General features: G+C 65.9%; 20 protein-coding genes and 1 riboswitch. Of the genes, 11 read left to right on the top strand and 9 right to left on the bottom strand.

The features are described 5' to 3' along the window. Positions 1-143: 143 nt before the first annotated feature. Genes LPA37_RS24265 through fliF form a run of 6 tightly spaced genes read right to left on the bottom strand, consistent with a single transcriptional unit; the run spans position 144 to position 7,207 of the window. A complete protein-coding gene (locus LPA37_RS24265) occupies positions 144-1,709 on the bottom strand; it encodes a flagellar hook-length control protein FliK (RefSeq protein ID WP_229013926.1) in 1,566 nt (521 codons plus the stop codon). 41 nt (positions 1,710-1,750) lie between these two features. Further along, positions 1,751-2,200 carry a flagellar export protein FliJ gene (gene fliJ, locus LPA37_RS24270; protein WP_229013927.1) on the bottom strand — a complete coding sequence of 150 codons (450 nt, stop codon included), beginning with the start codon at positions 2,198-2,200 and terminating at the stop codon, positions 1,751-1,753. Positions 2,201-2,211: 11 nt separating this feature from the next. Beyond that, positions 2,212-3,786, bottom strand: a complete 1,575-nt coding sequence (gene fliI / locus LPA37_RS24275) for a flagellar protein export ATPase FliI (protein ID WP_228979889.1) — start codon at positions 3,784-3,786, stop codon at positions 2,212-2,214. Beyond that, the gene (gene fliH, locus LPA37_RS24280) at positions 3,780-4,454 is read right to left on the bottom strand and encodes a flagellar assembly protein FliH (RefSeq protein WP_228979887.1); all 675 of its coding nucleotides are present in this window, start codon (positions 4,452-4,454) and stop codon (positions 3,780-3,782) included. Before fliH ends, fliI begins: the two co-directional genes overlap by 7 nt. Then, positions 4,441-5,436 (bottom strand): flagellar motor switch protein FliG, encoded by a 996-nt coding sequence (fliG, locus tag LPA37_RS24285; RefSeq protein WP_228979885.1) that lies wholly within the window; start codon positions 5,434-5,436, stop codon positions 4,441-4,443. The genes fliH and fliG overlap by 14 nt, the downstream gene beginning before the upstream one ends. Continuing rightward, complete coding sequence (gene fliF, locus LPA37_RS24290) at positions 5,426-7,207, bottom strand: flagellar basal-body MS-ring/collar protein FliF (protein WP_228979883.1); 1,782 nt, start codon at positions 7,205-7,207, stop codon at positions 5,426-5,428. The genes fliG and fliF overlap by 11 nt, the downstream gene beginning before the upstream one ends. Before the next feature lie 236 nt (positions 7,208-7,443). Between fliF and fliE the strand changes: the two genes are divergently transcribed. From fliE to LPA37_RS24315, 5 genes are all read left to right on the top strand, one after another. Continuing rightward, positions 7,444-7,779 (top strand): flagellar hook-basal body complex protein FliE, encoded by a 336-nt coding sequence (gene fliE, locus LPA37_RS24295; RefSeq protein ID WP_228979878.1) that lies wholly within the window; start codon positions 7,444-7,446, stop codon positions 7,777-7,779. Positions 7,780-7,920: 141 nt separating this feature from the next. Then, on the top strand, positions 7,921-8,355 hold the full coding sequence (gene fliS / locus LPA37_RS24300; protein ID WP_090535200.1) for a flagellar export chaperone FliS: 435 nt from the start codon (positions 7,921-7,923) through the stop codon (positions 8,353-8,355). Then, positions 8,352-8,681 carry a flagellar protein FliT gene (locus LPA37_RS24305; protein WP_228979872.1) on the top strand — a complete coding sequence of 110 codons (330 nt, stop codon included), beginning with the start codon at positions 8,352-8,354 and terminating at the stop codon, positions 8,679-8,681. Before fliS ends, LPA37_RS24305 begins: the two co-directional genes overlap by 4 nt. An 82-nt stretch (positions 8,682-8,763) precedes the next feature. Then, positions 8,764-10,239 (top strand): flagellar hook-length control protein FliK, encoded by a 1,476-nt coding sequence (gene fliK / locus LPA37_RS24310; protein ID WP_228979870.1) that lies wholly within the window; start codon positions 8,764-8,766, stop codon positions 10,237-10,239. Continuing rightward, positions 10,236-10,589: an EscU/YscU/HrcU family type III secretion system export apparatus switch protein gene (locus tag LPA37_RS24315; RefSeq protein ID WP_229013928.1), complete on the top strand. Its 354-nt coding sequence runs from the start codon at positions 10,236-10,238 to the stop codon at positions 10,587-10,589. Before fliK ends, LPA37_RS24315 begins: the two co-directional genes overlap by 4 nt. Here the strand turns inward: LPA37_RS24315 and LPA37_RS24320 are convergent. Together LPA37_RS24320 and LPA37_RS24325 are read right to left on the bottom strand one after the other, a co-directional pair. Further along, positions 10,586-12,004, bottom strand: coding sequence for a coniferyl aldehyde dehydrogenase (locus LPA37_RS24320; protein WP_229013929.1), 1,419 nt, complete (start codon positions 12,002-12,004; stop codon positions 10,586-10,588). The genes LPA37_RS24315 and LPA37_RS24320 overlap by 4 nt on opposite strands. 85 nt (positions 12,005-12,089) lie before the next feature. Then, the gene (locus LPA37_RS24325) at positions 12,090-13,769 is read right to left on the bottom strand and encodes an isovaleryl-CoA dehydrogenase (protein WP_229013930.1); all 1,680 of its coding nucleotides are present in this window, start codon (positions 13,767-13,769) and stop codon (positions 12,090-12,092) included. A gap of 306 nt (positions 13,770-14,075) precedes the next feature. On the opposite strand from LPA37_RS24325, the gene LPA37_RS24330 reads away from it, so the two are divergent. After that, a complete protein-coding gene (locus tag LPA37_RS24330; RefSeq protein WP_229013931.1) occupies positions 14,076-15,707 on the top strand; it encodes a GMC family oxidoreductase in 1,632 nt (543 codons plus the stop codon). Between the two features lie 4 nt (positions 15,708-15,711). Here LPA37_RS24330 and LPA37_RS24335 read toward each other — a convergent pair whose 3' ends face one another. Further along, complete coding sequence (locus LPA37_RS24335) at positions 15,712-16,656, bottom strand: LysR family transcriptional regulator (protein ID WP_228979861.1); 945 nt, start codon at positions 16,654-16,656, stop codon at positions 15,712-15,714. Positions 16,657-16,769: 113 nt separating this feature from the next. On the opposite strand from LPA37_RS24335, the gene LPA37_RS24340 reads away from it, so the two are divergent. The 5 genes from LPA37_RS24340 to metF all read left to right on the top strand — a co-directional run bounded on the left by LPA37_RS24340 (position 16,770) and on the right by metF (position 21,182). Further along, entirely contained in the window at positions 16,770-17,228 is a 459-nt protein-coding gene (locus LPA37_RS24340; RefSeq protein ID WP_229013932.1) for a CidA/LrgA family protein, read from the top strand. Positions 17,229-17,304: 76 nt separating this feature from the next. Further along, positions 17,305-18,027: an LrgB family protein gene (locus LPA37_RS24345; protein ID WP_229013933.1), complete on the top strand. Its 723-nt coding sequence runs from the start codon at positions 17,305-17,307 to the stop codon at positions 18,025-18,027. A 147-nt stretch (positions 18,028-18,174) separates the two neighbouring features. Beyond that, positions 18,175-18,308: riboswitch (S-adenosyl-L-homocysteine riboswitch) on the top strand. A 32-nt stretch (positions 18,309-18,340) separates the two neighbouring features. Further along, positions 18,341-19,762: an adenosylhomocysteinase gene (ahcY, locus tag LPA37_RS24350; protein WP_228979854.1), complete on the top strand. Its 1,422-nt coding sequence runs from the start codon at positions 18,341-18,343 to the stop codon at positions 19,760-19,762. 185 nt (positions 19,763-19,947) lie between these two features. Next, on the top strand, positions 19,948-20,301 hold the full coding sequence (locus LPA37_RS24355) for a phage holin family protein (RefSeq protein ID WP_090535209.1): 354 nt from the start codon (positions 19,948-19,950) through the stop codon (positions 20,299-20,301). A 47-nt stretch (positions 20,302-20,348) separates the two neighbouring features. Next, positions 20,349-21,182: a methylenetetrahydrofolate reductase [NAD(P)H] gene (metF, locus tag LPA37_RS24360; protein ID WP_228979851.1), complete on the top strand. Its 834-nt coding sequence runs from the start codon at positions 20,349-20,351 to the stop codon at positions 21,180-21,182. Positions 21,183-21,387 lie beyond the last annotated feature (205 nt).

Genomic DNA, 21,387 nt, shown 5'->3' on the forward strand with positions numbered 1-21,387 from the left:
TTTCTTTTGCCTACTTTTCTTTGGCAAGGACAAAGAAAAGTAGGTGCCGCCCCGCACAGGGGCAACGCCAATAGACCGACATGAATTCAAGGAAAGGCCAAAGCAACAAGGAAAGGCCAAAAAGCCAGAAAAAAACAAAAAAATCAGACAAACGTATCCACAATCCCCACACTCCGCCGGACAGGCGAAGCAGCGACAGAAGAAACCTGAACCTCGCCACTACCGCCGGAGGCAAAAGAACCACCAGAGGACGAGCCACGCCCACGAGAACCCTCTTGCCCCTGCTGCTGCTGTTGCCCCGCAAACCCGAACCCATCACTCACACTCGCACTGCCCAGCCCGATCCCCCCTTGCTCCATCGCCTCGCGCAATTTAGGCAGCGCGGCTTCCACCGCTTCCCGAACCTGCTGGTGCTGTGAAACAAACAACGCATGTGCATGGTTATCGGCAACCTGCAGCACGACCTGAAGCGGTCCCAGATCTTTCGGGTTGAGCGTGAGCTCCGCACTCTGCTGGTGAGCATTCGACAGGAACACCACCTTCTGCCCCAACGCGTCCTCCCAGTCAGGCGTCCCAACCTGCGGCGCCAGCGCGGCGCCCGCCGCCGCCACGGCGTTCGGATTCAAGGTCTGCGTCGCCGCGCCCGAAGCCGCAGCGGCCGTCGCAGCCTGGGTCGCCGCCAGGCCCGCACTCGCCGCGTCAGCCGTACTCTTCAGCGCGGCAAAGCTGTCCTGTGCGTTCCCCGCGCCCGCAGCCGCCGTCGCTTCAGCGGCATTGCGCGCCGCCAGCGCGTCCGGCGTCGCAGCCGTCGCAGCGTTCGCCACACCCTGTTTCGCGCCTTCACCCTTCGCGCCCTTGCCGCCGCCGGCAAACGATGCCCCCGCCGCCAGACCCTTGCCCACGCCACGCGTGCCAGCATCGGCGTCGGTGGCCGAACCCGTGCCAGCCGCGCCCGCGCCCGTCTTCGTGGCCGGCGCGGCAATCGCACCCTGACCGTTGGCCAGCGCGGAAAGCGCCGCCTGCAATGCGTCCTGCACGGACTTGGGATCGAGCGATGCGAGCTTCTTGCCAATGGTCGTCACGCTCGACGCCAGCGTGCTCGCAGCAGCAGTCGTCGTCGCAGCAGTGCCGTCGGCCGGAAGCGCATCCGCAGCTTTCGACGCCGCTGCGTCCATCGCGGCGCTCGCCTGTGCCTGCGCGTCCGCCGCTGCCGCAGCGGCTGCTGCCGCCAGGGCGGCGGCCGTTGCCGGTGTGTCCGATGCGCCCGCGTGCTGGTGCGACTTCGTGCCCGCGCCGGTGGGCTTGCCCTTCCCGCTGGCCGCCGTGGTCTGGTGGTCCGTCGAAGAGGCGTCGGCCTTCGTCGTGCTGTCCGTGTCCTGCTTGCCGTCGGTCGCGCTCGTGCTGCTGTCCTTCGATGCATTCGCCGGCGTCGACGTGTCATGCACGCCCGACGTCGAAGACGATGCGGACGATGACGAACCCGCCGAAGCCGTCGTCGAACCCGACGATGACGACGATTGCGATGACTGGGACGATTGCGATGACGGCTGGCTGACCGGCGCCTTCGCCGCGCTGTTCTGCGAGTCGATGCTCTGCTGCAGCGTCTGCGAGAACGGCGGCGTGCTGCCGCCCGACGCGGACGACGATCCGCCCGATGCCGCGCCAGTGGTCGCGCCGATCAACGAATTGAGGAGTGAGAGTGACGTCATGCGTGATCCCGTGTGTTCGTGTCAGTCAGGGTGCGTGGGCGTCAGGCGCCTTCCACGCGCATCCGGAGAATGCGTGCTGCGTGTTCGTCGGCGTCGCGTTGTTCGCGGCGCGCGCTCTGCGTTGCCTCGGCGGCGTCGCCGCGCGCCTTCAGGACTTCGTAGGAACCGAGTTTCTGCTTCTGGCGCTGCCAGTCGGGCTTCGCCGCCTCGACGCGTGCGGTCGCGGTGGCGAGCAGCCCGCGCTGCTGCGCGATCGCGGCGTCGAGCGTGTCGATGAACGCCTGAAAATTGCGCATGTTGCCGGCAGGCATGCCAGATTGCGCCGTCGCTGTGAAACGACGGTGATATTCGTCGCGATACTGCACGAGTGAGTCGAGCTGCGCCTCGACCTCGCCGCGTTCGCGCTGCACGCGGCCAAGCCGTTGCGCGGCGGCGTCGACGTCGTCCTGCGCGAGACCAATCAGCGTCTTGATCGGAAAATGTTTCGACATCGACGTTCTCCCTATTCGAACAGTGCGTCGAGCATCGCAAGACTCGGCTCGAAGCCGGCGCTTTCGCGATAACCCTGTTGCAGAAACGCTTCCATGCGCGGATACAGCGCGATGGCCCGGTCGAGGACCTGGTCGCGCCCGCTCGAATAAGCGCCGACGTTGATCAGATCGCGGTTGCGCTGGTAGCGCGAAAGCATCTGCTTGAAAAGACGGGTGCGATCGAGATGCGCGTCGTCGATCAGCGCGGTCATCGCGCGGCTGATCGACGCTTCGATATCGATCGCCGGATAGTGGCCGGACTCGGCGAGCTGGCGCGACAGCACGATGTGGCCGTCGAGAATCGCGCGCGCGGAATCGGCGATCGGGTCCTGCTGGTCGTCGCCTTCGGTCAGCACGGTATAGAACGCGGTAATCGAACCGCCGCCTTCCGGGCCGTTGCCGGTGCGCTCGACGAGCGACGGCAGCTTCGCGAACACCGAAGGCGGATAACCCTTGGTCGCCGGCGGTTCGCCGACCGCCAGCGCGATCTCGCGCTGCGCCATCGCGTAACGGGTGAGCGAATCCATCAGCAGCAGCACGTGCTTGCCCTGATCGCGGAAATATTCGGCGAGCGAGGTCGCGTAGGCGGCGCCCTGCATCCGCAGCAGCGGCGAAACGTCGGCCGGCGCGGCGACGACGACGGAACGCGCGCGCCCTTCGTCGCCGAGAATCTGTTCGATGAATTCCTTCACTTCGCGGCCGCGTTCGCCGATCAGGCCGATCACGATCACTTCGGCGCTCGTGTAGCGCGCCATCTGGCCGAGCAGCACCGATTTACCGACGCCCGAGCCGGCGAAGAGCCCCATGCGCTGGCCGCGTCCGACGGTCAGGAGCGCATTGATCGCGCGCACGCCGACGTCCAGCACCTTGTGAATCGGCTCGCGATTCAGCGGGTTGATCGACGGCGCGGACAGCGGCGCGTCGTTCGCCGCGCCAAGCGGGCCGAGACTGTCGAGCGGACGGCCCGACGCATCGACGACCCGCCCGAGCAGCTCCCAGCCGACCGGCAGACGCTTCGCGCCCGCCATCGGATCGGCGATCGGCGCGCTTTCGAGCGGATAGACGCGCGCGCCAGGCAACAGGCCGTGGACTTCGGTGGTCGGCATCAGGAACAGCTTGTCGGCGGCAAAACCGACAACTTCCGCTTCGGCGAACGCGATCGGGCTGCCGGCAGGCAGCTCGATCATCACTTCCGAACCCACCGACAGGCGCAATCCGACTGCTTCGAGCACGAGACCGGCGGCGCGGGTAAGACGACCGCAGGCGCGCAGCGGTCGCGCGATCGCGTTGCGGGCGCGCAGGCTGTCGAGCTGGGCGCGCCAGGCCTGGAAATGCGGGTTCTCCGCAAGCGCCGGGTCCGGCACGAACGCGGGCGCGGCCGGAGCGGCGGCACGCGGAGCGCGGCTCGCCGCGGTCCTGGCGCCCGCAGCGGGCGCAGTCACCGCGGCGCGTTTCGATTCGGGCGCGCCGAACGACGCCAGCGCGAGCTCGCGTTCGAGCTCCGTCAGATCGCTGGATTCGATCTCGGCGAGCGTCGGCTTTACCATGTGCTGACCTTGCCCAACGCCGCCGCGACGCGTTCCCAGCGGGTGCCGATACCGGCATCGACTTCGCCCGTGTTCGCGTGCGCACGGCAGCCGCCGCGTTCCACCGAAGGATCGGTGCGCACGGTCCAGCCGCGCGTCTGAAGTTCCTCGAGCAGATACGCCTCGACCACCGGCAGATCCGCCGGGCTCACGATCAGGCTCGGCGCGCCGACGAGCGCGGGTTCCATCGCCAGCACTTCGCGGGCGGCGGCGATCAGCGCGGCCGGGTCGTGTTGCACGTGCTGGCGCACGACTTGCTGCGCGATGTCGAGCGCAAGCGCGACGAGGGTATCGGCGATTTCGCCGCGCGCGCCGGCGAGGGCGGCGTTGAACGTGTCGGCGATTGCCGTGAGGCGCACGGCTTCCGCGTGCGATTCGACGCGGCCCTGTTCGAGACCCTGCGCATAGCCCTGTTCGTAGCCGGCCTGATAGCCGAGCGCCTGGCCGGCGACATGGCCCGATGCGACGCCGTGTGCATGGGCGGCGTCGCGCAGGCGCTGCAGTTCGGCTTCGAAGGCGCCGTCGTCGACCGGTTCCGGTTCCGGCACCGGGTCGAACGAGGCCATCTCCCAGCGCTGGTAGGCCGAGAGGCTTTCCTTGCGCATGGGATCCTGATCAGACATAAGCATCTTCCGCCTTGCCGCCGATCACGATCTGACCGCTTTCCGCCAGGTTGCGCACGACCTGCAGGATGCGGCGCTGCTGCGTTTCGACGTCCGAGACGCGCACCGGACCGCGTGCATCGAGGTCTTCCGCGAGCAGTTCCGCGGCACGTTGCGACATGTTCGACAGGAACTTCTGGCGCAGCGCGGGCGGCGCGCCCTTGAGCGAGATGATGAGCGATTCGGACTCGACTTCCTTGAGCAGCAGCTGGATCGCGCGGTCTTCGAGGTCGAGCAGGTTTTCGAAGACGAACATCTGGTCGATGATCTTCTCCGCGAGCTCCGCGTCGTACTGGCGCACGTTTTCCAGCACGCCTTCCTCGTGGTTGGCCGACATGAAGTTGAGAATTTCCGCCGCCGTGCGGATGCCGCCCATCGGGCTGCGCTTCAGGTTGTCGCTGCCCGAGAGCAGGCCCGTCAGCACGTCGTCGAGTTCGCGCAGCGCGGTCGGCTGGATGCCGTCGAGCGTCGCGATCCGCAGCAGCACGTCGTTGCGCAGGCGCTCCGTGAAGCACGCGACGATTTCCGACGCCTGATCGCGGTCCAGGTGGACGAGGATCGTCGCGATGATCTGCGGATGCTCGTTCTTGATGAGTTCGGCCACGGCGGACGAATCCATCCATTTGAGGCCTTCGATACCGCTCGTGTCGCTGCCCTGCAGGATCCGGTCGATGATCGCGCCGGCCTTGTCGTCGCCGAGCGCCTTGGTCAGCACCGAGCGGATGTACTCGCTCGAATCGAGCGACAGCGCGGTGTGCTGTTCTGCTTCTTTGGCGAACTCCTGCAGCACCTCGTCGATCTGTTCGCGCGTGATGTTTTTCAGCGACGCCATCGCGACGCCAATCTTTTGCACCTCGCGCGGTCCGAGGAACCTGAACACCTGCGCAGCCTCTTCCTCGCCGATCGACATCAGCAGGAGGGCGCTCTTCACTACGCCTTCAGCGCTCATCGGACACCCAGCTCTTGACAACGGTTGCTACGATTTTCGGGTCCTGGCGCGCGATGTTGCGAGCGTAATCCAGGTGGCGTTCATATCTGCGTTTCTCGTGTTCGGACGTGAGCATGCTGGATTCCTCGTCCTCTTCGGTCACGACGGTCTTTTCCTGCACCGGCAGGCCGTCGAGCAGCATCGGCTCGTCCTGCGAGGGCAGAGAGGCGACGACCGGCTCCGGCGGTGGGAACGCGCGGCGCAGCGCCGGACGCACCATCATGAAGTACAGCACGAGTGCCACCAGACCGATTCCTGCGTACGTCGCGATCTGCTTCGCGAGCGCGATCATATCCGGCGTACGCCACCACGGCAGGTTCGCGTTCGGATCGATTTCCGTCAGGAACGCGCTGTTCACGACGTTCACCGAGTCGCCGCGCTTCGCGTCGTAACCCATCGCGTCCTTCACCAGCTGGTTCACCTGATCGAGCCTGTCGGCGGTTAGCGGCTGCATCGTGACGTGGCCCTTCGCGTCGACGCTGCGCAGATAGTTGACCACCACCGCCACCGACAGGCGCTTCACGCTGCCCATCGGCTGCTCGTAGTGGCGCACGGTCTTGTCGAGCTCGTAGTTGGTCGTGGTGTCCTTGTGATCGCTGATCGGTGTCGTCGTCACGCCGCTTGCGGCGTTCGCGCTCGCGGTGATCGGCGCGGACGCCGGCTGCGGCGGCTGGTTCGACAGCGCCCCCGGCACGCCCGACGCGCCGCTCTGGGTCATTTCCGTCGCCGTGCTCGACTGCTGGCTGCGCACGGCGGCCTGCTGCGGGTTGCCGTTCGGGCCGTAGTTCTCGGAGGTCTGTTCGACCTTCGAGAAGTCGACGTCGGCGCTGACCTGCGAATGCGCGTTGCCGGAGCCGAACAGCGGCGCGAGGATCGCGTCGATGCGCTGCTGCGTGTTGCGCTCGATCTGCTGGACGTACTTGAGCTGCGTCGCGTCGAGGCCGGTGCCGGAGGCGGGCTGCGTGAGCAGGTTGCCGTCCTGGTCGACAATCGTCACGTTGCGCACCGGCAGGTCCGGCACCGCCGACGACACCATATGCGTGATCGCCACGACCTGGCCTTCGTCGAGCATGCGACCCGGATACAGGTTGACGAGCACCGAAGCCGATGGCGCCTCGTGATCGCGCACGAACACGGAAGGTTTCGGAATCGCCAGATGCACCCGTGAAGACTTCACCGACGAGATCGATTCGATGGTCTGCTCAAGCTCGCCTTCAAGGGCGCGCTGGTAATTGACCTGTTCGGCGAACTGGCTGATGCCGAATTTCTGGTTGTCCATCAGTTCGAAGCCCACCGAGCCGCCCTTCGGCAGGCCCTGCGAGGCGAGGCGCAGGCGCATTTCGTGGACCTGCTCGGCCGGCACGAGGATCGCGCCGCCGGTTTCGCTGAACTTGTAGGGGATGTTCGCCGTCTGGAGCGCGTTGATGATCGCGCCGCCATCGCGGTCGGACAGATTGCTGTAGAGCACCTTGTAGTCCGGCGCCTGCGACCACATCACGAGGCCCGCGACGATGGCGATCAGCAGCGCGACCGCGAAGATCAGCGGCGCGCGCGGATTGCCGCGCATCTGCGAGAGCGAGGTCGGGAACGGCAGGCGCTGCGAAAAATTGCCGCCCAGACCGCCACCGAGGTCCGCGGCGCCTGCCTGGCCCGCGCCGCCGGCTCCGGCCTGTGCGCCAGCGAGGCCCATGCGGGCGTCGGGGTTGATCAAAGAGTTGGCTGACGAATCCATGCGTCGGGTATCTCCGGGATGCCTTGAGTCCTGCTCCGGCCCGCCGCGTCGGGCTTGACGGGCGCAGGGGCAGACACTTTCACGTTAGGGATTATCCCCACCGGCATGCAACCTGATTGGCCGAATAGAGCCGGGTTTCCCCCCTACTTTCGCGTCTGTGGCAAAAGGGCCGCTGCTATGCTTCATTCCAGATCGGCACGCCCAGGCACGCCGGTTTTCCTTCTTCTGGAGAGAACATGACATTGCCCGTGAGCCCACTTTTGTCGGCGCTACAGCAGATGCAGTCGATGGCCGCGCAGGCAGCCGGTGGCACCGCCCCGGCTGCTTCCGGGTCCGGCGCGGCCACGCCCGGTAACTTCGCCGCGGCGCTGAAGGCGTCGATCGACAAGATCAGCAGCGACCAGCAGAGCTCGATCAGCGAGGCGCATGCCTTCGAAATCGGTGCGCCGAACGTTTCGCTGAACGATGTGATGGTCGACATGCAAAAAGCCAATCTGGGCTTCCAGTTCGGCCTGCAGGTCCGTAACAAGCTGGTTTCGGCCTACAACGACATCATGCAAACCGCTGTTTGAGCCATCTCCCGGTCCCCTGTGGGCTAAAGCTTTACGCGTGTAATCCGATAACCCGGTTACAGGGATGACGGATTGCGGGCGGCGACGCTTCGTGACAATCCGCCAGCTATCCGCAATCTGCATCACACAGGAGGAGCGCCGATGTTTTCCCCAGGACAGGCTGGAGCCAATGCCTATGCGCGTGTCGGCGTCGAAACGGGGGTGATGGGCGCGAGCCCGCACCGCCTGATCGTCATGCTGTACCAGGGGGCGCGCCAGGCAATCGCGCAGGCCCGCATGCACCTGCAGCAGGGCAATGTCGCGGCGCGTGGGGAGGCGATCGGCAAGGCGATCGAGATCATCGGCAGCGGATTGCAGCAGTCGCTCAATCTGGAAGCCGGCGGCGAAATCGCGGAGCGGCTCGACGGGCTGTACACGTACATGGCGCGACGTTTACTCGACGCGAATATCAAGCAGAGCGAAGCCATGCTCGTCGAAGTCGACGGCTTGCTGGCCACGCTCGAAGAAGCCTGGATCGGGATTGCCCCGGAGATCGCGCGGATGGCGACACAGTCGTCCGCTGAAAGCATGAGATGACATCGAACGCAGAATATTTCGCCCGCTACGAGGCGATCGCAGCGATTTCCAACCGGATGTTGACGGCGGCGCGCCACGCGCTCTGGAATGACCTCGTGGTGTTGCAGGAAGAATATCGTCGGCTTGTTGACGGGCTGAAGCACGCAGAAGAAGGCGTGAAGCTCGACGATGCTGAGCGCTCGCGTAAATTCGAGCTGATCCGCCGCATCCTCGCCGACGACGCCACGATCCGCGATCTCGCGAACCCGCGCATGGCAAAACTGTCGGCGCTGTTCGCCGCGACCTGCCCGGCCAGCGTGCTGAAGGAACTTTACCAGGCGCGCTGAGCGCGCTTTTATCGACCCGTACCGTCGTCGGGGCGCATGGCCGCCGATGACCACGCGCCAGGGGCGCGCGAGAGGAACCGGCATGAACGGAATCGACACGGCTGTGGCTTCGCTGCTGGCAAGCCGCGTCGACAGCCTCCTTTCGATCGGCTCGCGGGCCGACGCCGCCACATCGCAGACGGGCGCCTCCGCGCTTACCGTCGAGACACCGGTTACGCCTGGCGGCGCGTTGCCCGCCGCACCCGCTACTCCTCAAGCTTCCGCGCAGACCGCGCTATCCGCTGTCGCCCTCACGCTCGACGCGATCGCCCGCTCGGGCGGCGACGCGACACCCGCTGTCGTCGGCCAGATGCCGGTGTGGGCCGCCGCGCCCGCGATCGACGTCGCCATCGAAGGCATGCTCTTGCCGCTGTTCGATACGCCGGCAGCGACGGGCTCGGGATCGGCTGCGGCCGGCGGGGCCGCGGCGAATACAGGCGCCGCCGCCGCGACGGGCGCAGCCGCGGCGAGCGTGGTCGCATCACCGTTGCCGGTTGCCGCGCTCGTCGCGGCGCTTCAGCGCACGGTCGCCGAAAGCGGTCTTTTCTACGAATCGCATCTTGCGCAGTGGCTCTCGGGGCAGCGCACGCCCGCGTCGCTTGCCGGCGAACCGCAGAACCGGCTCGCCGACGCGGCCGCCCAGCTTCCGCTCGACTGGAGCACGGACGCCAATGCTGCAGCGCAGCCGTGGGCGTCTGGCGCCGCCGCCCAGGCCCGCGCGACGGCCGCCACGCTGAACCCGAACGGCAGCGCGGCCACGTCACGCGGCGGGCCCGACGCTTCGCAGATGCAGGCGGCCCGCTTTGTCGCGCTCGAACTCGCCGCCGACGACGCGTTCCCGGATTCCTCGCAGTCGCTGCGCTCGCTGCTGCATACGTCGCCGGGCGACGCGGCGTCCAGCGCGAATTCAGCCACTACATCGCAGCAACTCGCCGCATCGATTCATCCCGCGACGATTCCACTCGTGCGCCAGCAACTCGATCTGCTGGCGACCGGGCAGTTTCGCTGGACCGGCGAGGCATGGCCGGGCGCGCGGCTCGACTGGACTATCGAACAGGACGGCGACGAATGGCAACGCAGCGGCGGCGGCGCGGAAGGCGACGAGCCGTATCCGTGGCGCACGCGACTCACGCTGTCGCTGCCTTCGCTTGGCACCATCGATGCCGATCTGACGTTGAACGGCACGCAACTGATGGTGCGGGTTCAGGCGAGCCCGAACGGCGCCGCGCGTCTTGCCGCGCAGGGTGAGCTGTTTCGCCAGCGCCTCGCGGCGGCCGGTATCGATCTCAGCGCGCTGTCGATCCGTGAGATCGGCGGCGCGGCAGTGGGCGGGGTGAACAGCGGCAGCGATGCCGCGAGTGCCGCGCAGGCAACGAGCGCGTACGCGCGCTCGGCCGCGGCAGCCGGCGAGGAAGCCGGCGCGGCGGCGCGTGCCGCCGGGGCCAGTCCCGCTTCGGGTGCGGGCACGAACGCACGCGCCGCGCCACCGGATGCGGACTACGACTGGGATCTCGCATGAGCCGCACGCATCGCAGGAGCGCGGCGGCGCTCCGTTATGACGCCAACAGCGGCGACGCATCGCCGCGCGTGATCGCGAAGGGATACGGTCTCGTCGCCGAGATGATCGTGCAGCGCGCGAAGGAAGCCGGTCTGTATGTACACGAGGCACCCGAAATGGTGTCGCTGCTCATGCAGGTCGACCTCGACACGCGCATTCCGCCGCAGCTGTACCAGGCCGTCGCGGAACTGCTCGCGTGGCTGCACCGGCTCGAGAGCGGCGCCGCCGACGACGCGCCCGGCACCGCCGTCGCGCCGTCTTCGCCCGCGGACCCGGCCGCGCCGTTCACGCCGTTCACGCCTTCGCGCTAGAACCGCATCATCACGCTCATCAGCATGTTGAAGAGCCGTCCGTAGGGCGGCGCGACGAGGGCGCGCGCGTTCAGCCGCGCCTGCTGCAACACCGGCTTCATCTTCGAGAAGGTCACGAAACCTTCGTAGCCGTGATACGCGCCCATGCCGCTCGCCCCGACGCCGCCAAACGGCAGGCTCTCGCACGCCAGATGCATCAGCGTTTCGTTCACCGCCATCCCGCCCGCGATCGTTTCATGCGTGACGCGTTCGATTGTCGCGGCATCGTCATCGTAGAGATACAGCGAAAGCGGCCGTGGACGTGCGTTGATGTACGCGATGGCGTCGTCGAGCGTGTCGTACGGGACGATGGGCAGCAGCGGTCCGAATATCTCTTCCTGCATCAGCGCGGATTCATCCGGCGCGTTCGTGACCGCGACGAGCGGAAAACGGCGTGACGCAGCGTCGCCGGGCGTGTCGGTGAGTTCGTGCAATTGCGCGCCGCCTGCCGCTGCTTCGTCGACGAAGCGTTGCAGACGCTCGAAATGACGCGCTGAGATGATCGTCGTGTAGTCGCGGTTGCGCGCGAAGTCGGGGTAGAGCTTCGCCATCCGCACGCGGGCGCGGGCGACGAACGCCGCCTCGCTGCCGCGCGGCACCAGCACGTAATCGGGCGCGACGCAGGTTTGCCCGGCATTGAGCGTCTTGCCGGCGACGAGGCTGTCGACCGCATAGTCGAAACGCGCGTGCGGACCGACGATCGCGGGCGACTTGCCGCCGAGTTCCAGCGTGACAGGCGTGAGGTTGCCGGCGGCGGCGCGCATCACGTGACGGCCGACCTGCGTCGAACCGGTGAACAGCAGGTGATCGAATGGCTGCGCGCTGAACGCTGCGGCGAACGCGGCGTCGCCGTTTACGACGGCCACGTGGTCGCGCTGGAACGTCTGCGCGATCAGCTGCTCGAAGAGCGCCGACGTACGCGGCGTCACCTCGGACATCTTGATGATCGCGCGGTTGCCGGCGCACAACGCGCTGATGAGCGGCCCGGCCGCCAGCAGGACCGGATAGTTCCACGGCGCGATGATCCCGACGACCCCGAGCGGCTGCGGCACGACCTTCACGCGCGCGGGCAGCAGCCATTTGTTCGTGCTGCGCCGCCGCGCTTTCATCCAGCGCCTGCCGTGTCGCAGCGCGCCGTCGATTTCACCTTTCAGGAGCAGGAATTCCGCGAGCAGCACTTCCTGTTTCGCGCGATTGCCGAAGTCGGCGCTCATCGCTCCGGCGAGCGCGTCGCGATTGTCCAGCAGCATCGCGCGTAGCGTCTTCAGATGCGTCGCCCGCGTTTCCCACGACGGGTACGGCGCGCGCAAATACGCGTGACGCTGTTCGCGCAGCAGCGCTTCGAGCGCCGCGACGTCGGGCAGATCGTTTTTCATGGTGTTTCTCCCTGGATTTCCGTGAGACGGTCCACGTGTGGTCGTCCCTTTTTATGTACTGAAGCGGGATGAATCCGGCTATCCGCTAGATCTGAAATGCGCGTCCGATGATCGCTGCGTGATCCACGTCCGCAGGCAACGTGCCGTAGACGCGTCCGCTGTCGCCGCAACCGTCGGCCAGACGTGTGGCGATGAACGCGTCGGCGAGCGCGGCGGGCGCGTGCTGTACGAGCAGCGTCGCCTGCGCGGCGAGCACGATCTGCTGCGCGATCCGGCGTGCACTGGCTTCGCGTCGTTCCGGCGCCGCGCCCAGCGTCGCGACGAGCCGCTCCAGCGCCGCCCCGAGCGCGGGGTGACCATGCTGCGCCGTCGTGCGCCATGCGGCCAGCAGCGCCTGCGCGGCTTCCGGCTCGCGCTCCAGCGCGCGCAGCACGTCGAGGCACATCACGTTGCCCGAGCCTTCCCAGATCGAATTGACCGGCGCTTCGCGATAAAAGCGCGCCATCGGGCCTTCTTCGACATAACCGTTGCCGCCCCAGACTTCCATCGCCTCGCCGGTGAATTCGAGTGCGCGCTTGCAGACCCAGAACTTCGCCGCCGGCGTGACGATGCGTCGCCACGCGCGTTCTTCGGGCGTGTTGTCGGTGTCCTCGAACGCGCGCGCGAGGCGCATGAACAGCACCGTCGCCGCTTCGGATTCGAGCGCGAGATCGGCGAGCACGTTGCGCATCAGCGGCTGGTCGACGAGGTGTTTGCCGAACGCGCTGCGATGCCGCGCGTGGTGAATCGCCTGCACGAGCGCGGCGCGCATCAATGCGGCGCTGCCGATCACGCAGTCGAGCCGCGTGTAGTTCGCCATTTCGATGATGGTCGGCACGCCGCGTCCTTCGTCGCCGATCATGACGCCGTATGCGTCGACGAATTCGACTTCGCTGCTCGCGTTCGAGCGGTTGCCGAGCTTGTCTTTCAGGCGCTGGATCTGCACGGCGTTCTTGCTGCCGTCGGGGGCGAAACGCGGCACGTAGAAGCACGACAGCCCCGCGTGATCGCCTGTGCGCGCGAGCACGAGATGCGCATCGCACTGCGGCGCGGAGAAAAACCATTTGTGTCCGACGAGCCGGTAAGCGGCGCCGCGGCCCGCACCGCCCGGCTGCGCGAACGCGCGTGTCTGGTTGCTGCGCACATCCGAGCCGCCCTGTTTCTCGGTCATGCCCATGCCGATCATCATCGACTTCTTCTGCGCGAGCGGGATGTCGCGCGGATCGTGCTCGCGGGTGTACAACTGCTCGCGCAGCGTGTCGAACAGCGCAGGTTCGCGTTGCAGCACGGGGATGCTGGCGAACGTCATCGTCAGCGGACACAGCGAGCCGGATTCGAGCTGCGCGTGCAGGAAATAACCGGCGCAGCGCGCGACCATCGCGCCTTTTTGTGGATCGGAAAACGGCAGCGCGTGCAGGCCTTCGCGACGCAGCAGGGCGAGCAGGCTGTGCCACGACGGATGAAATTCCAGCGCGTCGATGCGCTCGCCGCGCGGCGAAAACGTAAAGAGTTCGGGCGTATGACGGTTCGCGACTTCAGCGAGCGCGAGCACCTCGGGCGCGGACAACGCCGCGCCGTGACGCCGCAGCGCATCGCGATGCCACGCCGCGCCTTCGCGATCGACGGCGGCCGTGAGCGCGGCGTCGCTTTCGAAGAGGTTGTAGTTTGCGAGCGGCGGGACCTGATTGGTCACGTCGTGGGTCTTGCCGAGGCTGTGCAGTTCCATCTGCTGTCTCCGTTCACCGGATGCATGCCCGGGTCCGTTTCTGGATCGACGTTCGATCGATGCGTGCAGTGCTGCATCGCGAGAGGCGGCGCGTTGCCTGACGCGTTTGAATGTCGCGCCGCCGTGGTGACCCGCGCCGGCGGCAGCTTTTCATCATAGGGGCGCGGGCGGCGTTTCGTTTAGAGGGATCGCTCTGACACGAGCGCGCCGCTCGCCCGGCAGCCTCCCTACAATGCGCGGAAACACACGTGGACAAGTGTGCACGAGACAGGTGCCGCGGGCAACGCGGCCCATCAGGAGGAACCGATGCAATACGACTACATCATCGTCGGTGCGGGCTCTGGCGGTTGCGCACTCGCGGGCCGGCTTGCGGATAGCTGTCCGGACGCGTCGATCGCGCTCATCGAAGCCGGCCCTCACACGGCACGCAACCTGCTCGTCAACATGCCGGTCGGCGTCGCGGCCATCGTGCCGCACAAGCTGAAAACCAACTACGGCTACGAGACGGCGCCGCAACCGGGCCTCGGTGGCCGGCGCGGCTATCAACCGCGTGGGCGCGGCTTCGGCGGATCGAGTGCCATCAACGCGATGGTCTACACGCGCGGCCATCCGCTCGATTACGACGAATGGGCGCACATGGGCTGCGACGGCTGGTCGTGGCAGGACGTGCTGCCGTATTTCCGGCGCGCCGAAGGCAACGAACGCGGCGCCGATGCATGGCATGGCGCCGATGGCCCGCTCACCGTCTCCGATCTGCGCTTTCGCAATTCATTTTCGGAGCGCTTCGTACGCGCGGCGATCGAAGCGGGTTTCCGCCCTGACGACGACTTCAACGGCCCCGAGCAGGAAGGCGTCGGCTTTTACCAGGTGACGCAGCGCGACGGCCGTCGCTGCAGCGTCGCGCGCGCGTACGTGTACGACCGGCCGCGCTTCAATCTCCACACGATTGCTGATGCCACCGTGCTGCGCGTGACGTTCGCCGGCAAGCGGGCGAGCGGCGTCGAAGTGGTGCGCGGCGGCCGCACCGAAATGCTCGAAGCGCGCGCCGAAGTCGTGCTCGCAGCGGGCGCGTTCAATTCGCCGCAACTGCTGATGTGCTCCGGCGTCGGACCGGCGGCGCATCTGCAATCGGTGGGCGTGCGGGTCGTGCACGATGCGCCGGACGTCGGCCAGAACCTGATCGATCACATCGATTTCACGATCAGCAAGCGCACGCGCTCGATCGAGCCGACCGGCTTCTCGCTACGCGGCATCGCGCGGATGGGGCCGCAGTTCGTCGACTTCATGCGGCACGGGCGGGGCATGCTGTCGAGCAACATCGCGGAGGCGGGCGGCTTTATCAAGAGCCGGCCGACGCTCGACCGGCCGGATCTGCAATTGCACTTCTGCGCGGCGCTCGTCGACGATCACAACCGCCACATGCACTGGGGGCACGGCTATTCACTGCATGCGTGCGTGCTGCGTCCGCATAGCCGTGGCAGCGTCACGCTGGCGGGCAGCGATGCGCGCGTCGCGCCGGTGATCGATCCGCGGTTTCTGGACGATTCACGCGATCTCGATCTGCTCGTCGAAGGCGCGCGCATTTCGCGCCGCATTCTCGATGCGCCATCGCTCGCGATCTTCGGCGGCCACGAGCTGTACACGCATCCCGGACACAGCGAAGCAGAACTGCGCGCGACCATCGTCGAGCATGCCGACACGATCTATCATCCGGTCGGAACCTGCCGGATGGGCGGCGACGCGCGCTCGGTCGTCGATGCGCAACTGCGGGTGCGGGGCGTGACGGGTTTGCGCGTGGTGGACGCATCGGTGATGCCGGCGCTGATTGGCGGCAATACGAACGCGCCGACCGTGATGATCGGCGAGCGCGCCGCCGGTTTCATCGCGGCCACGCGGCGTGGCGGGCAAGTGGAGGCCGCCACCGTCACCGCCGCGTGAAGTCTTATTTCGAAGGTGGTGTGCGCGTGATCCCGGGCGTGGGCACGTGCATGAAATCGTCGCCGTCCTGGCCGGGCAGATTTTCGCGCGCGACTTCCAGCCAGGCGCGCGCCGCGTGCGACAGATAACCGTTGCGTCGCCAGCCGATCGCCATTTCCCATGGAATCTCCGGCGCCACCACGGGCCGGCAGCTGAACTGCGTCGAATCGAGCCGCCGGCAATACGGCTCCGGCAGCAGCGCGATGCCGACGCCGGCCAGCACCAGCGCCGCCATGAAATCCCAATGGCCGCTGCGCCCGACGATCGTCGGCGAGAAACCCGCTTCCCGGCACGCGTTCAGCACGACGTCGTTCAAGGCGAGGCTTTCGCCGTAGAACACGAACGGCTCTGCTGTGAGATCGGTGAGCGCCACCTGCTGGACGTCGTCCCAACGTGAGCCGCGACGCGTGACGAGCCACAACAGCTGGCGCGTCATGGGCAGTACTTCGATCATTTCCGGGTCGACGGGCAGCAGCACGCCGCCCAGTTCGAGTTCGCCCGAGATCAGCGCCGATTCGATCCCGCGTGAGCCCTGTTCGAAGAGCTTCAGGTCGATCTTCGGATAGCGCTGCCGGAACGCGGCGATGGCCGGTGTGAAGAGCGAACCGCCCATCGGCGGAATGCCGATGGTCAGCTCGCCGCTGCCGAGCGTGTCGAGATCCTTCAGCTCCGCCTGTAACTGGGCGTGCGCGGCGAGCACATCCTGACCGCGCTGATAGACGATGCGGCCGGCGTCGGTGAGCACCATCTGACGGCCGTCGCGCAGCAGAAGCGGCGAGCCGGTTTCGTCTTCCAGCGCCTTCACCATCTTGCTGATCGTCGGCTGCGTGACGAACATCTGTTCGGCCGCGACGGTGAAGCTCTGCTGGCGGACCACCTCGACGAAGTAGCGAAGCGCGCGCAATTCCACGTTTTGGGTCTCCGGATTCCAGATTGGAATGAAGTTGATGATGTTAAGTCATTATATTTATGAAATCAGGGTCCCTATACTGACTTTCATCCGGAAGTCACCCAGGGATTGCCATGACAACACCCTCTTTATCCATGCAGGCGCTGCCGGCCAGCGCCCGCCCTGTCGCGCGGTTCGCCCGGATTGTCGTGCAAAGCGCTGCGCTGGCCGCCGTATGGTATGTGGCCGATTTCATCGTGCGTCGCCTCGGATTGCCGGTGCCGGGCGGCGTGGTTGGCCTCGTCGCGATGCTGGCGCTGCTGTTCAGCGGCGGCCTGCCGGCGCACTGGATCAAGTCCGGTGCCGACTGGCTTCTGTCCGACATGCTGCTGTTCTTCATCCCGGCGGCCGTCGCGGCCGTCCAGTACGGCGGCCTTTTCAGGGAAGACGGCTGGCGCCTCGCGCTCGTCGTTGTCGCTGGCACGTTGATGGTGATGGTGGCGGTCGCCTTCGCAGTGGAACGGGCCGCGCGCCTCGAACGGCGTCTCGCGCTGCGCCGCGTGCGGATGACGCGTCACGCCGCGCGTGTGTGAACCCAGCGTCGCGCGCTCACATCGCTGAAGCCGCGCGAAGCGTCGCGAAAACCATGTCGAAAACGAAGCTGAAGCCATGAACGCCTTCTACGCATCCCTGTTCGCCGACGACGCCGCACGGCTCATCGCCGCCGGCTGTTTCGTGACGACCGTCGCGCTGTATTTCGCGTCGAAGTATTTGTACGCGCGCTTCAGGAGCCCCTGGCTCACGCCGCTCGTCTCGGTGCCGGTCGTGCTCGCCGTGATCGTGCTGGTCGCGCATATTCCGTATCCGGTCTACTTTCAGGACACGCGCTGGCTGATGTGGCTGCTCGGCCCGGCGACCGTCGCGTTCGCGGTGCCGATCTACGAATACCGCGATCTGCTGAAGCGTCACTGGATTTCGCTCACCGTCGGCGTGACGGTTGGAATCATCGTCGCGGTGGGCGGCTCGCTGGTGCTCGCGAAGCTGCTGCATCTGTCCCCGGAACTGCAGCGCAGCCTGATGACCCGCTCCGTTTCCACGCCGTTCGCGCTCGCGGTCTCCGACAGGATCGGCGCGCCCAAAGACCTGACCGCGCTCTTCGTGATCGCCACGGGCGTGTGCGGCATGCTGTTCGGTGAAATCGTGCTGGCGCTCGTGCCGCTGCGCACGCGCCTCGCGCGCGGCGCGCTGTTCGGCGCGGCCGCGCACGGCGTCGGCACGGCAAAGGCGCGCGAACTCGGCAGCGAAGAGGGCGTCGTCGCGAGCCTGACGATGATGATCGCGGGCGTCGTCATGGTGCTGCTGGCGCCGGCGCTGGGCGTTCTGCCTTTCTGACAGTGTCTCCGTCATGACGGAGCGTTGTATTGCGCACCCGAGGCACGGGTACATTGCCCGGTGGTTGCGCAACTGAGCAGGAAACGCCCGGATTCGGGCGTATTTCGTTGGTCCCTAATTCATCTCGATTTGCTACAATCGCCGTTCGTCTTCGAGGAGCGTTGCGACGGGTACCGTGAATTTTCATTCGCGCGCTGCCCGCCAGGCTCGGAGGCTTCAATCGGACGGCTAGAATGCGCCACGCGCCTTTTACCCACCGCATCGAACCGCGCTCACGTCAAATTTCTAGTCAATTTTTAGAAAGGAGGGCGTGATGAACGCCGCAGTTTACGATTCCAAAGATTCAAAAGATTACGTTGTTGCCGACCTGTCGCTGGCCGACTGGGGCCGCAAGGAACTCAACATCGCCGAAACGGAAATGCCGGGCCTCGTGCAGACGCGCGAAGAATACAAGGCCACGCAGCCGCTGAAGGGCGCGCGCATCGCCGGCTCGCTGCACATGACGATCCAGACCGGCGTGCTGATCGAAACGCTGACGGCGCTGGGCGCCGACGTGCGCTGGGCATCGTGCAACATCTTCTCGACGCAGGATCACGCAGCCGCCGCCATCGCGAAGGGCGGCACGCCGGTGTTCGCGTACAAGGGCGAGTCGCTCGACGAATACTGGGAATACTCGCACCGCATCTTCGAATGGCCGAACGGCGAATTCGCCAACATGATCCTCGACGACGGCGGCGACGCAACGCTGCTGCTGATCCTCGGTTCGAAGGCCGAGAAGGACCGCTCGGTCATCTCGAAGCCGACCAACGAAGAAGAAACCGCGCTCTACAAGTCGATCGCCGCGCATCTGGACGTGGACCCGACGTGGTACTCGAAGCGCCTCGTGCACATCAAGGGCGTGACCGAAGAAACCACGACCGGCGTGCACCGCCTGTATCAGATGGAAAAGGAAGGGCGTCTGCCGTTCCCGGCCATCAACGTGAACGATTCGGTCACGAAGTCGAAGTTCGACAACCTGTACGGCTGCCGCGAGTCGCTCGTCGACGGCATCAAGCGCGCGACCGACGTGATGATCGCGGGCAAGATCGCCGTGGTTGCCGGTTACGGCGACGTGGGCAAGGGCTGCGCGCAGTCGCTGCGCGGCCTGGGCGCAACCGTGTGGGTTACCGAAATCGATCCGATCTGCGCACTGCAGGCGGCGATGGAAGGCTACCGCGTCGTGACGATGGAATACGCCGCCGACAAGGCCGACATCTTCGTGACGGCCACCGGCAACTTCCACGTGATCGGCCACGATCACATGAAGGCGATGCGTCACAACGCGATCGTCTGCAATATCGGTCACTTCGATTCGGAAATCGACGTCGCGTCCACGCGCCAGTACCAGTGGGACAACATCAAGCCGCAGGTCGACCACATCATTTTCCCGGACGGCAAGCGCGTCATCCTGCTGGCTGAAGGCCGCCTCGTGAATCTCGGTTGCGCAACGGGCCATCCGTCGTTCGTGATGTCGAACTCGTTCACGAACCAGACGCTCGCGCAGATCGAACTGTTCGTCGACGGTGCCAAGTACGAAAACAAGGTGTACGTGCTGCCGAAACAGCTCGACGAAAAGGTCGCACGCCTGCATCTGGCGCGCATCGGCGCTAACCTGACGGTGCTGTCGGACGATCAGGCTGGCTACATCGGCGTCGACAAGAACGGTCCGTTCAAGCCGAACCACTACCGCTATTAAGGCGGTCGCCTTCGTCCGCGTGCCTGCATGGTCCCCATGCAATGCGCGGGCGAAGGTGCCGATCCTCATGCGGCGATGCAGATGAATGCGGGCGGCGCGGTGCAGCTTCTGCATCGCGCCGCTTCCATGCACTGCGTTGCCCGCGTGGCCTCATTCCCGGACTTCACGCCCACAAGGAGCTTTACATGACTGTGCTGCTGACCTGGTTCGTTAATGCGCTTGCCCTGCTGATCATCACGTATCTGGTGCCGTCGATTCACATCCGCAGCTTCGGCACCGCACTGATCGTCGCGCTGGTACTCGGGCTCATCAACGCCGTGTTGCGGCCAGTGCTGATCCTGCTCACGCTGCCTGTCACGATTCTCACGCTCGGGCTCTTCATTCTGGTGGTCAATGCGCTGTGCTTCTGGCTGTGCGCGTCGCTGCTGAAGGGTTTCGAAGTGTCGGGTTTCTGGTCGGCGTTCTTCGGCTCGATCCTGTACAGCATCGTTTCGTGGCTGCTGTCCGCACTCATTTTCGGCAATCGCAGCTTCGGCTGACGCCTCGCCGCACTGCTCGCGCCCGTCAGGGCGAAGCATGGTGAATCATGAACCCGATCGAACTCTCATTCGAATTCTTCCCGCCTAAAACGCAGGAAGGTATCGACAAGCTGCGCGCCACGCGTGCGCAGCTCGCGCCGCTCAAACCCAAGTTCGTGTCCTGCACGTTCGGCGCGGGCGGCTCGACGCAGCAAGGCACGCTCGATACCGTGCTCGACATCGCGAAGGACGGCATCGAAGCCGCGCCTCATCTGTCGTGCATCGGGTCGTCGAAGGAAAGCCTGCGCGCGATACTCAATCAATACCGCTCGCACGGTATCCGTCACATCGTCGCGCTGCGCGGCGATCTGCCTTCGGGCATGGGCTCTGTCGGCGAACTGCGTTATGCGTCGGAACTGGTCGCGTTCATTCGTGCCGAAACCGGCGACTGGTTCAATATCGAAGTTGCGGCGTACCCGGAATATCACCCGCAATCGCGCTCGCCCAGCGCCGATCTGGAAAACTTCGCGCGCAAGGTGAAAGCCGGCGCGAACTCGGCGATCACGCAGTATTTCTTCAACGCGGACGCGTATTTCCGTTTCGTCGACGATGCGAGGAAGCTCGGCGTCGACGTGCCGATCGTGCCGGGCATCATGCCGATCACGAACTTCTCGCAGCTGATGCGCTTCTCCGATATGTGCGGCGCCGAAGTGCCGCGCTGGGTCGCGCGGCGTCTCGAAAGCTTCGGCGACGATCGCGAATCGATTCGCGCGTTCGGCCTCGATGTGGTGACCGACCTGTGCCGGCGGCTCGTCGATGCGAAAGTGCCGGGGCTGCACTTTTATACGCTGAACGGTGCGGCAGCGACCAGAAGCATTTGCGAGCGTCTCGGCGCGCGATAGGTGGTTCGCCGCGGAGCGCGTCCGCGCACCGCGGCGAACCCTGCCACGATACGGACACGCGATTGGGTCCAGGAGGGTTTAAGATCGACCCGACTGGTCTCGTCGATCCGGATGTCCCCGCGTTTCGCCGCATTAACCGGCAGAACTGGAACAATCGCGGACGATATTTTAGAAATCGTTTTGTAAGAAGAGCATCGCCCGCCTG

The sequence above is a fragment of the Paraburkholderia gardini genome (assembly GCF_907164545.1).
In the GTDB taxonomy this organism is placed as follows: domain Bacteria; phylum Pseudomonadota; class Gammaproteobacteria; order Burkholderiales; family Burkholderiaceae; genus Paraburkholderia; species Paraburkholderia gardini.